Source organism: Paenibacillus terrigena DSM 21567 (assembly GCF_000374845.1).
Lineage (GTDB): Bacteria > Bacillota > Bacilli > Paenibacillales > Paenibacillaceae > Paenibacillus_K > Paenibacillus_K terrigena.
Genome location: NZ_KB895414.1, coordinates 112,601 through 126,407 on the forward strand (window position 1 = coordinate 112,601; position 13,807 = coordinate 126,407).

The 13,807-nt window shown below is 47.1% G+C and carries 13 protein-coding genes; 4 read left to right on the plus strand and 9 right to left on the minus strand.

Features of this window, described 5'->3' with window-relative positions; genetic code table 11:
- The first annotated feature begins 328 nt into the window (after nt 1-328).
- Entirely contained in the window at nt 329-1,540 is a 1,212-nt protein-coding gene (locus C558_RS0108525; RefSeq protein WP_018755840.1) for an MFS transporter, read from the plus strand.
- 115 nt (nt 1,541-1,655) lie between these two features.
- Here C558_RS0108525 and map read toward each other — a convergent pair whose 3' ends face one another.
- Both map and C558_RS0108535 read right to left on the minus strand, forming a co-directional pair.
- Nucleotides 1,656-2,402 (minus strand): type I methionyl aminopeptidase, encoded by a 747-nt coding sequence (map, locus tag C558_RS0108530; RefSeq protein WP_018755841.1) that lies wholly within the window; start codon nt 2,400-2,402, stop codon nt 1,656-1,658.
- A 73-nt stretch (nt 2,403-2,475) separates the two neighbouring features.
- Nucleotides 2,476-3,108, minus strand: a complete 633-nt coding sequence (locus tag C558_RS0108535) for an O-methyltransferase (RefSeq protein ID WP_018755842.1) — start codon at nt 3,106-3,108, stop codon at nt 2,476-2,478.
- 106 nt (nt 3,109-3,214) lie between these two features.
- Here C558_RS0108535 and C558_RS0108540 point away from each other — a divergent pair, with 106 nt between their 5' ends.
- Together C558_RS0108540 and C558_RS0108545 are read left to right on the plus strand one after the other, a co-directional pair.
- On the plus strand, nt 3,215-4,360 hold the full coding sequence (locus tag C558_RS0108540) for a THUMP domain-containing class I SAM-dependent RNA methyltransferase (RefSeq protein WP_018755843.1): 1,146 nt from the start codon (nt 3,215-3,217) through the stop codon (nt 4,358-4,360).
- A 202-nt stretch (nt 4,361-4,562) separates the two neighbouring features.
- A complete protein-coding gene (locus C558_RS0108545) occupies nt 4,563-6,533 on the plus strand; it encodes an LTA synthase family protein (RefSeq protein ID WP_018755844.1) in 1,971 nt (656 codons plus the stop codon).
- 78 nt (nt 6,534-6,611) lie between these two features.
- Here the strand turns inward: C558_RS0108545 and C558_RS0108550 are convergent, their stop codons facing one another.
- From C558_RS0108550 to C558_RS0108570, 5 genes are all read right to left on the minus strand, one after another.
- On the minus strand, nt 6,612-7,298 hold the full coding sequence (locus C558_RS0108550) for a metal-dependent hydrolase (protein ID WP_018755845.1): 687 nt from the start codon (nt 7,296-7,298) through the stop codon (nt 6,612-6,614).
- A gap of 18 nt (nt 7,299-7,316) precedes the next feature.
- Complete coding sequence (locus tag C558_RS0108555; protein ID WP_018755846.1) at nt 7,317-8,147, minus strand: aldo/keto reductase; 831 nt, start codon at nt 8,145-8,147, stop codon at nt 7,317-7,319.
- Nucleotides 8,148-8,309: 162 nt separating this feature from the next.
- Nucleotides 8,310-8,579, minus strand: a complete 270-nt coding sequence (locus tag C558_RS0108560) for a hypothetical protein (protein WP_018755847.1) — start codon at nt 8,577-8,579, stop codon at nt 8,310-8,312.
- 77 nt (nt 8,580-8,656) lie between these two features.
- On the minus strand, nt 8,657-8,890 hold the full coding sequence (locus C558_RS0108565; RefSeq protein WP_018755848.1) for a YuzB family protein: 234 nt from the start codon (nt 8,888-8,890) through the stop codon (nt 8,657-8,659).
- A gap of 14 nt (nt 8,891-8,904) precedes the next feature.
- Nucleotides 8,905-9,207, minus strand: coding sequence for a HesB/IscA family protein (locus C558_RS0108570; protein ID WP_018755849.1), 303 nt, complete (start codon nt 9,205-9,207; stop codon nt 8,905-8,907).
- Between the two features lie 210 nt (nt 9,208-9,417).
- Here C558_RS0108570 and C558_RS0108575 point away from each other — a divergent pair, with 210 nt between their 5' ends.
- Entirely contained in the window at nt 9,418-11,043 is a 1,626-nt protein-coding gene (locus C558_RS0108575; RefSeq protein ID WP_018755850.1) for an MDR family MFS transporter, read from the plus strand.
- 249 nt (nt 11,044-11,292) lie between these two features.
- On the opposite strand, the gene C558_RS0108580 is transcribed toward C558_RS0108575, so the two are convergent.
- Nucleotides 11,293-12,498 carry a M14 family metallopeptidase gene (locus C558_RS0108580; protein WP_018755851.1) on the minus strand — a complete coding sequence of 402 codons (1,206 nt, stop codon included), beginning with the start codon at nt 12,496-12,498 and terminating at the stop codon, nt 11,293-11,295.
- 151 nt (nt 12,499-12,649) lie between these two features.
- Nucleotides 12,650-13,459 carry a glutamate racemase gene (gene racE / locus C558_RS0108585; RefSeq protein ID WP_026263797.1) on the minus strand — a complete coding sequence of 270 codons (810 nt, stop codon included), beginning with the start codon at nt 13,457-13,459 and terminating at the stop codon, nt 12,650-12,652.
- Between the last annotated feature and the right edge of the window lie 348 nt (nt 13,460-13,807).

Sequence of the window (13,807 nt, forward strand, 5' to 3'; positions counted from 1 at the left end):
GGAACGGAGTTTAGGTCAAACCTAAATGAGTACCGGAGTTCAAGGATGAACGCAAGATTTGATGTCGATTTCGCTTCCTGGAATTCTTCGTAATCAAAAGATGATTTTTTGAACAACCTCTAATGTCAATAAACTCATTATGCCCTTTTTCATATATCGTCTCAACCTATCTCGAATAGCTCCCTATGACAATTCAATGACAATCGTCACGTACACGCGAACCGCCCTGTTTCGTCCATGACTGCACCTTATGCTATAATTTCCAATACAGGATCGTTCGAAACCCTTACAGATTTATCTATCATCTAAGAAAGGAGTGATCCATACGATGCAACAATGGAAAGTCAATCTCGTCGTCCTCTGGGTTGGCCAATTCCTGGTCAATGCCGGCATGACGATGATCATTCCGTTCCTATCGCTCTACTTGCAGCAAGATCTTGGTCTTACCGATCCGCACCAAATCGGGACTTGGGCAGGGTTCATCTTCGCTGCAAATTTCTTGACATCCTTTATATTCCAGCCGATCTGGGGCAAGTTCGCGGACAAATATGGCCGGAAAATGATGCTCTTACGCTCTGGATACGGCATGGCGATCGTCATGGTGCTGATGGGCTTCGCACAGACGCCGTTCCAGCTCTTGTTATTGCGCCTTTTAAATGGAACGATTTCCGGCTTCAATCCCGCAGCTATCTCGCTTGCCGCATCTGCAACGCCGAAGCAGCGAATGGGATTCGCCATGGGGATGCTGCAATCTGGACAAGTCGCCGGAACCATCCTAGGCCCATTCATTGGCGGTCTGCTCGCGGATACGATCGGCTATCGTCCGATATTCTACATAACCGGCGCACTCACATTTGCTGCTTCCTTCGTCGCTACCTTCTTGATTAAGGAGAAATTCAATCGTGAGGAAGCAGCGAAGAAACCGGATATCTCCGTTATTGCCGGTTTCATGCAGCTTACCAAATATCGTCCCCTCATGGCGTTATTCGGTGTAACCTTCTTGCTGCAATTCGCGATGATGGGTCCGATGCCGCTCATGCCGCTTTACGTGCAAGAACTACACGGAACGTCGGTGAATCTCGCCTTCTGGGCCGGATTTGTCAGTTCCATTACCGGCATTTCGAATATGATCGCTTCCCCATTGCTCGGGAAGCTTAGCGACAAGATCGGCTCCAATGGAATTCTCTTCTTCTGCTTGATTGGCGCTTCCGTCACACTGATCCCGCAGGCATTCGTCAGCAGTGTATGGCAGTTGATCTTATGTCGATTCGTTCTTGGCATGTTCATGGGCGGTCTACTGCCTTCGGTGAACTCCCTGATCCGCAAATATACACCCGATGGGATGGAAAGTCGCTCTTACAGCTTCAACAGTAGTACGTTAGCACTCGGGAACATGCTCGGACCTATTATTGCAGGTGCATTATCCGGAAATATTGGCATCCAGGGCATCTTCATTTCCTCCGGAATCTTGTTATTATGCAATGGGCTGTGGGTGTGGATGACCTTATATCGTAATCATCGTGTGAAAGCCACTACGTAATACCTTCCCACAAAGTGGTGCGTTGGCTTTGGAGCGATTCAGAACATGTAAAAAGGGTTGCCCTTGCAATGTACAAGCCATTGCAGGAGCAACCCTTTTATGATCTAATCGCGAATTATTGTTCTGTAAGGATGATTGGCCCTTCGGCTGTAATCGCGATGGTATGCTCATATTGTGCAGACAGGCCGCCATCCTTCGTTCTTGCCGTCCAGCCATCGCTATCCAGTTTGCTGCGCCAGTCGCCTGTATTCAGCATCGGCTCAATCGTAATGACCATGCCTTCCTTAAGACGTGTACCGCGGCCTGCTGGTCCGTAATGAAGCACTTGCGGCTCCTCATGCATCACCTCTCCGATCCCGTGACCTATAAATTCACGTACGACGGAGAAGTTATTCGACTCCGCATGGACCTGGATCGCATTCGCAATATCGCCTAAGCGATTGCCAATCACTGCCTTCTCAATTCCTTTGTACAGCGATTCTTCCGTCACGCGAAGTAATGTATCGGCTTGCTCGGATACATTCCCAACGCGGTAAGACCAAGCTGAATCCGCCAGCCATCCGTTCAAGTTCACGACCATATCGATGGTCACAATGTCCCCGTCCTTGAGAATTTCTGGTTTCGGGAAGCCATGACAGATCACATCATTAACAGAAGCACACGTCGCATATTGATACCCATTGTAGCCTTTCTGCTCTGGTGTTGCTCCGTGATCGAGAATGAATTTTTCAGCGAATTTATCAATTTCTTGCGTAGTAATTCCGGGTTTAATCATCTTGGCGATCTCACGATGGCACGCAGCGAGAATCTCGCCTGCCGCTTTCATGTTCGCAATTTGTTCTTTTGTCTTGATCGTAATCATCTCACGCGCCTCCTGTTCATTTGTATAGTGTATTGAAATTGATCGATTTTAGCAAATAAGGCCGCCGCACACTTTACTTCACCATGGCAATAGCAAGACCATCATAAGCTGGCAGCATCGTACTCATCAGCCGTGGGTCTTGCGCAATCCGTTCATTAAATTGTCTTACAGCTTGAACCGCAGGACCACTCCGTGTCGGATCAGTCGTTCTGCCGCGCAGCAATGTGTTATCTCCTACGATGAGGGCACCTGGATTGGCAAGTCTAAGGGCATATTCAAGATAGTTCAAGTAATTCCCCTTATCCGCATCAATGAAGAAGAAATCAAATCGCTGCCCTTCGGCTTCAAGCTGCTTCAAGCTCTCCATCGCATCGCCAATGCGATACTCAACTTGATGGCCGTGCCCCGCTTCGGTCACATGCTGTTTCGCCACCTCTGCGAACTCCGGCTTCAGTTCCAGCGAGACGAGCTTTCCCTCATCATCTAAGCCGCGAGCAAGACATATCCCGCTGTATCCGCTAAGGGCTCCAATCTCGAGAATGCGCTGCGCACGCGAAGTCTTCACGAGAATTGTGAGCAATCTCCCGTAACCCGGGGCAATCGATATTTCGGGCATTTCTGCCTTGCGCGTCCCTTCCATCACGCGTTCTAGAACCTCATCTTCAGCAAATAATGAATCCATATATTGCTCATCGGATTGCGTCATTTCCTAACCTCCTGCATGCTCATTTCTATTTCAATGTTTGTAACGTCGATTAAATTCGCCTATACTGGATTGTATCAGAAAATGCTGTTAGGGTGTGAACGATTACATGAGTAAGTATCAGTTAATTGCGACAGCGCCAATGGGACTTGAAGCTGTTGTCGCACGAGAATTAAGAGATTTAGGCTATGAAGATCTGATGGTTGAGAATGGCCGCGTGAATTTCCGCGGTGATCTGATCGATATATGCCGGTGTAACCTATGGCTTCGGACGAGTGATCGCGTTCTGATCAAGATGGGCGAATTCAAAGCCACCACATTCGATGAACTATTTGAAGGAGCCAAAGCACTGAATTGGCCGGATTGGATTCCAGAAGACGGGGAATTCCCTGTCGAAGGCCGTTCGCATAAATCGCAGCTTAGCAGTGTACCTGCCTGTCAATCCATCGTGAAGAAAGCGGTCGTCGACAAAATGAGTATGACTTACGGGACCGAATGGTTCGATGAAACCGGGCCTCGTTACGTGATTGAAGTCATTATGCTGAATGACATCGCGCTGCTTACCTTAGATACAACAGGACCAGGCCTTCATAAACGCGGATACCGTAAAATAGCAACCGAAGCACCACTTAAGGAGACGATGGCGGCAGCACTCGTGCTGCTCAGCCGCTGGACTCCAAATCGCCCGTTCTATGATCCATTCTGCGGTTCGGGTACCATTCCGATTGAAGCTGCCATGATCGGCTGGAACATCGCCCCAGGACTACGACGTTCATTCAATTCGAGCGACTGGCCGATCATTCCCGCCGACCTATGGGAAGAAGCAAGAGAAGAAGCCTACGATCTCTTGCGCGATGATATTCCGCTGGAGATCGCGGGCTCCGATATTGACCGAGAAGCGATTGACATTGCATATGCTTCCGCAAAGGCAGCCGGACTGGGCCAAGAAATCAAGTTCCATACCCTGCCTGTCGCGAAAATAGACCCTCAAGGGGACTACGGTTGTATCATTACGAATCCTCCCTATGGCGAACGACTCGGTGAAATTGATGAGGCTGAGAAGGTCATGCGTGATCTCGGCTTTGTCTCGAAGAAGCTCCCGACTTGGTCATTCTTCTCGATCTGTCCGAACAAGCAATTCGAGCATTACTTCGGTCGCCCCGCGAACAAGCGTCGCAAGCTGTTCAATGGACGCATTGAATGTCAATTCTATCAATACCTAGGCCCGCTCCCACCACGCAAGCCACTTGCGTAATCCTATAGATAAAAACCGAAACGCCGTTATTCATTCGCTTCCTTTTGGAAAGAATGGGTAACGGCGGTTTTTTTGCGAAGCAGGTTGCTTCATCCAGATATTAACAGAAGTTGAATCCGAATTTATTACGTTTATAATAGTAAAGGTGTCTGTTGACCGCTATGAATTACCATTTTGCTCGAAGAAAGGAGCTGTTTCGACCTTGAATACACCGTACCAGACGGCTCCGCGAGCCAAAAGAGTACCGCTTCATACCTTATTTCGTATTCGTTATGTCGAATGCATTCTGTTTATAGCACTTATCCTGTATAAATTGTTTCTGTTCGATCGATTTATGGATGTTCCCCTCGTCCGGATGGATCGATGGGATTATATCATTGGCGTTGGTTCCATTCTGCTCTGCTCGTTCTGGGTGTGGCTGCTGCCGCCGCGAGGACGATGGATTAGCGTGTTCATACTGAATGTGCTGCTCACCAGTGTGTTTTATGCCGATTTGGTCTATTATCGATACTTCCAAGACTTTATTTCCATTCCTGTTCTGATGCAGGCTGGACAAGTCAGTTCTCTCGGACATAGTATTGCTTCCCTCCTGTTCTGGAAGGATATCTTGTTCTTCATCGATATTGTACTGCTCCTACCATTAACCATCGCAGCTTGGATCATCCTTGGTAAGGAAAAAGCCTTAATGCGTATGGCTCGCACAGGTCGCAGCCGTATCCAGAAATTCATTACTCGTGTCGTGATGAGCGCGATCATCTTCGGTCTCGGTGCAGGTCTGACATTCCTCCCGATTCAACATGCGACGAATACCTGGGCAAAAGGGATCTTCGTCGGGAACTGGTGGAACGTGTCCCTCTATAATGTGACCGGGTTGATTGGATTCCACGGATACGATATTAACCGCTATGCGAGTGAGAATTGGTTCTCGAAACAGACGCTCTCCGCTGAAGAAGAAGAGGAAGTCAAACAATGGTTCACGGCCAAGCATAACGAACCGCAAGTCACGAATGAGCTGTTCGGTGCCTATAAAGGCAAAAATATAATTGTCATTCAAGCCGAGGCTTTCCAGAACTTCATGATCAATCAGAAGATCAATGGGATCGAAGTCACGCCGCATCTGAACCAATTCGTTCGTGAGAGCATGTATTTCAACAATTATTATCACCAGACGGGACAAGGCCGCACATCCGACGCTGACTTCTCATCGCATACGTCCTTGCATCCATTGCCAACAGGCTCTGTATTCATTCGTTATCCGAATCATGCTTACGATGTCCTCCCTCAGATTCTCAAAGATAAGGGGTATTCAACAGGCGTCTATCATGCCTATGATGCGAGCTTCTGGAATCGATACAATATGTACAATCAAATGGGCTACGACCGGTTCTATAGCAAGAAGGACTTTACAATTGATGAACCTTTAGGCTGGTCACTCGGGGATGCTTCCTTCTTCCGACAATCCTTGGATTATATGAAGCAGACGAAGGAACCCTTCTATTCCTTCTTGATTACGCTATCCAGTCACCATCCTTATGAACTGCCAGCGAGTAAGCAAGTGCTGGATGTCGGGAAATTCAAAGGGACAATCTTCGGAGACTATCTAGAATCCGTTCATTACGTGGATGAAGCGTTCGGCCAAATGGTCGAACAAATGAAGGCCGACGGTCTGTGGGAAAATACGATCATTGCGTTCTATGGGGATCACGATAATTCCATTCGCGACAAAAGCGCAATGGAGCAGTTCCTTGGCACAAGCATCAGCGACATGAAATTCGAACAGCTGATGAATCAAGTTCCGATGATCGTCCATTTCCCTGACGGGAAACATGCTGGTACCGTCGATCGTGTAGGCGGTCAGTTAGATATGACGCCTTCCTTGCTCTATTTGCTGGGCATCCCAACCGACTCGTATTATATGATGGGAAATAATCTATTCACCGAAGGCGACAAGCTCGTCGTGCTGCGTACAGGTGCAGTGACAGACGGACAGTACTATTACATGCCTGCAGCAGATGGGATCTTCGAGAATGGAACCTGCTATGACGCGAAGACCGGGGACAAGACTGATGTTGCAGGCTGCCGTTCCATTGCGGATCAAGCGAAGAAACAACTCGAAATGTCGGATAAAGTTATTACCTATGACCTGATCCGTCGTTTCAGGGAGAAGACATAAAAACAACCCCTTGCACAGCATTAGGATTAGGTCATGAACACCATGACCATCCCGATGTTAGCAAGGGGCTTCTTTGTATTAATCGACGATATATCGATCTGATGGATGCATACAAATGCCGTGCAAACGCTTCGAATTGACAGCTGCAACCCACGCTTCCGCATCTTGAACGATAGCTGGGAACGTATCATAATGCACAGGGATATTGGTTTTCGCACCAATCCATTGCGCTGCGAGCAGCGCATCCTCAGGCCCCATCGTGAACACATCGCCGATTGGAATCGCCGCAGCATGAATGTCGTGCAATTCGCCAATGAGCTTCATATCACTGAATAAGGCCGTATCCCCAACATGATAGAAGGTTTTGTCGCCCATGGTGAGCAGAATCCCACCCGCAACGCCGCCATATATAGGGCCTTGCTCGGTATCGAGGCTTGAACTATGGATTGCTGGTGTAAATTTAACCTTGCCCCAGCGGAAGGTATTGCACCCGCCGATATTCATGCCAAACACGGTGGCGCCTTTGCTCCCAAAATAACTACAGATTTCAAAGTTCGCAATAATCGGACATTGATTTTGAAGCGCGATCTGCAGTGCATCCGCCGTATGATCGGAATGCCCATGTGTCAGCAGTACCGCATCCACTTTGACGTCTTCTACTTTCAATGTTGTGAGCGGGTTGCCCGAGATGAACGGATCCATAATAACTTTGAAATTGTTATGGGATACAATAAAGCAAGAATGACCGATAAATTGGAGCTCCATGCTCTATTCACACCTCACTTAGAAATCGATATGATCTGGATCTGGGCCTACACGTTGTTCCTTGTTCATCGCTTGAATACGTTCCATATCTTCAGCCGAGAGCTCGAAGTCGAAAATATCGCCATTCTGAGCGATACGCTCTGGATTAACGGATTTCGGAATCGTAATGACACCGTTCTGCAAATCCCAACGCAGAATCACCTGGGAAACTGATTTACCGTATTTCGCAGCAATCTCTGTAAGCGTCGGATCGTCCAACAGCTTCCCTTGCATTAACGGACTCCATGCCTCAAGCACAACATTGTGGCTGTTACAGAATGCATGCAGCTCACGCTGCGCTAGCAACGGATGATATTCCACTTGGTTTACGACAGGCACGATGCCGCTTACTTCGAAAATATCCTTCAAATGATGGATATGGAAATTACTCACACCAATCGCACGAACCAATCCGTCGTTGTAGAGCTTCTCCAGCGCTCTCCATGTATCGATATATTTTTTCTCTTTGACAGGCCAGTGAATAAGATATAAATCAAGGTAGTCGAGGCCCAGCTTCTTGCGGCTCTCTTCGAACGCATGGAGCGTCGATTCATAACCTTGATCCGAATTCCAGACCTTCGTCGTCACGAACAGCTCTTCTCTTGCGATGCCGCTGTCTTTGATTCCTTGTCCGACACCAGACTCATTCTGATATACCGCCGCCGTATCAATGCTGCGATAACCACATTCAATCGCTGATTTCACGGCATTAGACACCTCTTGACCATCTGCTGCCTTCCATACGCCAAGACCAAGCCATGGCATCTCGACACCGTTGTTCAGTTTAACGCGATCTGCAATATGTTTCATACAATATCCTCCCTTGATATGTATTCTGAATATTCTCTAAACGCTTCCATAAAGTAAGCGACAACATTATCATATCACAGGTATTTTCCACAGCGCAAAATGCAAAGCCACCTGGGAGGAATCGGCTCTCATTCCATTCCAGGTGGCTCTACAACATGCGTATTAATCTGTAGATAATTTATTCAACCGTTCCATTTCATCTCCTAATAGCTCGCGTGCGAACTCTACAGGCTGTTGATTCCGTCCTGTCTCATTCTTCATCGCCGTATCTACTGCGTTCTGCGCTCGCTTCAATGCGCTATTCGCTTGTCCCACAGATTGTTCCGACGGATGACTGAGCGCTTGAGAGACGGCGTGATGCAGTGTTTCAATTGAATTCTGCGCTTGCGTTATCGGAGTTTGCTCATGCATCGAATCATCATTACGTGTCAATATCCTGTCCTCCCTTTGACCATTATAGCCTCCTTAGGATAGACGAAAAGGTGCGGAACTATCCGCACCTCTTAAGATCACACTTTATTTTTTTTCACGTATTTACTTGCCATCTCAATCGCTTCATCTTCCGTAGGTGCCGTTACATAACGGCCGTTAATGAAGATAAATACCCGCTTCCCGCAAGGACCACAATACGACTTGCATCCTACTTTGATCTCTGCTTCCGGGTCCATCTTCTGAACTTTCGGTAAGAACGTCTTCATTTTAACATGCTTACATTTATCGCAAATGCGTATGTCGTTCGCCATAATTCATCCTCTTTCTAGTGATCCCCATGATTGCCTTTTGATGGATTCGTAATGATAAAACCCTCTTCAGGGAAATATAAATAGTCAATTTTGATTCCATCCAACATTGGCTCGTCCGATTGCAAGAGGACAGAAATCTCCTTGTCTGTCTCCACAATCGTGTCATTATCCTTCGCCTTATCCAGGTCCATTCCATAGTGGGCATGGTTCCCGTGGGAATGGGTAACGAAAACACGAAGCATCAGCCCCGGATCTTTCGCTTGTTCAAGCTCTTGCTTTATCTTTTTCGCAGCGTTGCGTGTAATTTTGCAATTCATGATTCTCTCTCCCATCATGTCCAAATATATATTCCTTTATTGTAAATAATTGAACCCTTGAAATCAACCTATAAAAACTTCAAAGTTCACATTTTGTACACAAATTAACACTTGATTCCGCGCTCATTATACCCTATAATCCAAAAGTGATTTATTTTAGACCTAAAATATTAGAGCGTAAGATTTTCAGAATTGGAGGTTTGGCCATCTATGCAAGAAGCAATACAAGATTCATCACCAAAGACGATTAACCGGACCATGGTACTCATCGGCTTAATCATCGGGATGCTCTTCAGTGCACTCGAACAGACCATCGTCGGTACGGCAATGCCTACGATTATTAAAGATTTAAATGGATTTTCCATCTTCGCATGGGTAACCACAGCATATTTGATTACATCTACTACCGTGGTACCGATTGTCGGTAAACTCGCTGACATGTATGGTCGCAGACTCTTCTATTTACTTGGCGTCCTGATATTCGTCGCAGGCTCGTTCTTATGTGCTACGGCGATGACGATGGAACAACTGGTCCTCTATCGTGCCGTGCAAGGGATCGGCGGCGGGATGCTCATGCCGTTATCTCAGACAATTGTCGGGGATATCTTTAACGCTGAGCAGCGTGCCAAATGGCAAGGTGTATTCGGTGGTATTTTTGGACTCAGCTCCGTTATTGGACCTTTTATCGGTGGATTTATCGTTGACCATGTGCAGTGGCACTGGATTTTCTTAATCAACGTACCTGTTGGACTCTTGTCCGGTATTCTTATTTTCTTCGGCATGAAGCATGAGCTTGTAGCGAAGCACAAAGCCGTTATCGACTGGTGGGGCATCGTTACATTCGTTCCTGCGATCGTCCTTTTACTCCTTGGACTTACATTCGGCGGTAAAAATTTTGCGTGGGCATCCGTTGAGAGCTTCTTGATCTTCGGCGGCGCAATCGTTCTGACCGCTCTCTTCCTCATCATCGAGAAGAAAGCGAAAGAACCGATTCTAGATCTCTCATTATTCAAAAACCGCGTTTTCGCGACAACAAATATTCTTGGCTTCCTCGTTGGGATGGGGATGTTCGGTGCGATTATGTTTGTACCGATGTTCATGCAAGCGATTCTAGGTGTTAGCCCGACCAAAGCTGGATCGACGATGACACCAATGATGCTCTCGCTGATTGCAGCAAGTATCGTAGGTGGTCAACTCTTGCTTCGGATTCGTTATCGTACCGTTCTTATTTCAGGGATGGTAATCGGTGCCCTTGGGTTCTTCCTCATGAGCACCATGGGGACGCATACGACGCAGCTTACCGTGAATATGTACATGATTATTCTGGGTCTCGGTATGGGTCTTGTTATGCCAACCCTTATGATTGCCGTGCAGAACCAATTCCCTCGGGAACAGCTCGGAACGGTGACTTCGGCATCGACATTCTTCCGTTCCATCGGTAGTACGATTGGCGTTACGGTATTGAACGTTGTCATGAACCATGCGCTTGCTAGCAAAATGGATGAAGCACTAAAGTCCGATCAAGTGACGAATAATCCCGTATTGTCCGGCATCATGAGTAAATTGTCAGAGAAGGTAGATGATCTGTTCACCATCATGCTCGCGCCTCAAGCGTTACAGCTTGAAGCCGACATCAAGGAGACCGTTCTGAACTTGATCAAAACGGTGTGGACCGAAGCCTTCTCCATCGTGTTCTGGGCAGGACTTATCTTCATCGTATTGGGCGTGCTGACCGCTTGCTTCGTAGGCAACGGCCGAATCTCCAGAGAGCAAATGCCGCAGCGTGGCAAGAAGAAAGCAAAAGATCAGGAGCCAGAACCTGCAACGGAAGTATAAACATATCATGAATCTGTTAAAGGGCAACCTCAACGTCAAATTGTTGACTGCGGGTTGCCCTTTTTGTTGGAATTTGCCGCGCTAACTAGCCTGTAGCGCTTGAAATTCCAACCCGAGCAGTTAAATAAAATCAGTTTCATATTCGATCGGACGAAGAAAGGTACGGTATTAATACGGGATATTGATATTCGTAGCCTACAATAGTAAGGATTAGCTCTCCCTCACAGTGAAGAGGCGTTATGCTGTTCATCAAGAACAACATAACGCCTCTGTTAATATCCCAGATACGTCCTGGTATATACTCTGGAATTGCTGTATCGGGAGTGGATTCATCCCCATTCCGACTTCAATCGTGAAGCCCGGCTTGCGAAACTCCTGAATGAACCAATCCTTATACCCCGCATCGCTGCCGCTCAGCTTCACAGAACGATAACTGCTTGCTTGTGCAAATCTTCGCGCAATCGCTTCCGATTCTACCGGCTCATAGTCCCGGTAATTCCAATAAATCTCCTCACCTTGCGAATGTAGGGATAAGACCATATCGAATTGATGCGCTCTCGTGAACTCCGCCAATGCGACCGCTTCAGGTTCCATCAGCGGTCCCTCCGCCGTATAATCCTTCGGACCTGGTCCACGCTTTCCTCTTCGATCTCGTTCTTCCTCCCAATGTGCCGGGAATTGATCATTCAGGTCCACGCCGCGAATATTGGCTTTCCAACGTGTGAACTGATAGGACCCACCATTCCAATGCAGCAGAGATCGATAATAGGGGTGACTCGGATTGATTCCTTCTTGCGATAGCTCTACGCCATCCGGGTTCACCATCGGAACAACCCACAATGAATTGCGCTGATAACATTCTTGCGGATCCATGCTGCCCCAAGAACCGCCCGTCCGATAGGCTTTGGCATATTGTTCAATATACTTCATGAGAATGGGCGTCGTGATCCATTCATTGGCATGAACCGCCCCATTCGCATGGACTTTGCGATCCCCCGTGCCGATACGCATGGCAATGATCGGTTTCCCCATCACACTATAGCCAATAATATATCTTCGAACGAATGGATATTGCTCACACAATCTAGCGCTGTCTTCCATCAATTGAGCTGGACCATACTCCGCATCCACGCGAATAATATCCCCGCTCTTCGTCAGCGGAATGATCATACTTTGACCTATTTTCAGATGGCGTGGATCAACGGAAGGATTTGCATTTAGGAGCTGCTGAATCGGCACATGGAATCGCCTTGCAATTTCATAGAATGTATCTCGTTCTTGGATCAGATAGACGTTATCCGGCCGGAACGGAATGTACATAACTTGTCCAGGAATAATATACGGTGCTTCTTGCAGCTGCGGATTCACCATATGAAGCGCTGTGGTATGAATCCCATACCTTGCAGCAATACGAAGCCACGTGTCGCCCTGCTGAACGATATATGGAATAGCCATTGTTCCCCTCCTAGCCCCATCCAAATCTACTTTTGTTTCCATGAAGTATATGAGAGAGTTGCATCCATTATGTCAACGATCCTTACTGAATCTGCACGAAAAAACCGGCAGCGCTCGTATCATACGAATCCGCTACCGGCTTCTTTTATCCTCACAAAAAATTCGGCACTTGCCATACAACTGGCGCAGTTTCCAAATGCTCTCTTAGCCATTCTTGGGCAATTTGTTGAAATATCTTCGGTTCTCCGCTGCAGAAGAATTGATGAACAGGCAGGTCATCTGCTTTGGCTAACTGTCCGTATTGGTATAGGATCGTACTGATCTCACGCGCCGTCTCATCTGCGGAGCTAATCAGCTTCACATTCGGCCCCATCACTTCAGCGATAGGTTCCATTAGAAACGGATAATGCGTACAACCAAGAATCAAACAATCAATGGGTTTGTAACGAAGATGCTCTAGCGATTCCTTGACGGTCTTCCACGTCACTTCGTCACGGAACATTCCTTTTTCCACGAGAGGTACGAATTTCGGACAGGCTTCACTAACGACCTCAATATGCGGTGAAATCTCCTTCAAGGCTTGAGCATAGGCACCACTGCGAATCGTACCTTCTGTGCCGATGACACCGACAAAACCGGTCTCTGTCGCATTAATCGCGGCTCTTGCCCCCGGATGAATAACACCTACGACAGGCACATTGACCATCGCCCGAATCTGCTCCAGTGCCACGGCTGTCGCCGTATTGCAAGCAATGACAATCATTTTAGGTTGAAACTGAATAAGATACTCAACAATTTGCTGTGTAAATAACAACACTTCTTCCGACGAACGCGGTCCATAGGGTGTGCGGGCAGTGTCTCCAAAATAAATGATCTTCTCCCGTGGAAGCTGCCTCATAACTTCTTTAACAACGGTTAATCCTCCCACACCGGAATCTAGTATAGCGATGGCTTGCTGCACGAACACACGCTTCCTTCTTATAAAATGTCAGTTACAGGGAATCCCCTCTCATAGAATATGAATCTATCGGTCAAAATGTACCACGTAACATGAATCCATAAATATTAGCTCAAAATGGAGTTAGGTTCAAGCAAACACCGTGTCATTTCCACCAAATTCCAATAAAATACATCATCACACACCGCATCTCCTACGGGAGCACAACGTTTTTCAGATTCATCCCATCACGTCTGCCTATCAAAAAAATATTTACCAAATAAAATGACAAAATTTTAATTAACCTTTTTACCCGAAAATACGTCATAATGATATAATCCCATAATCAATTATGATTTGAAAGGAGTCTTA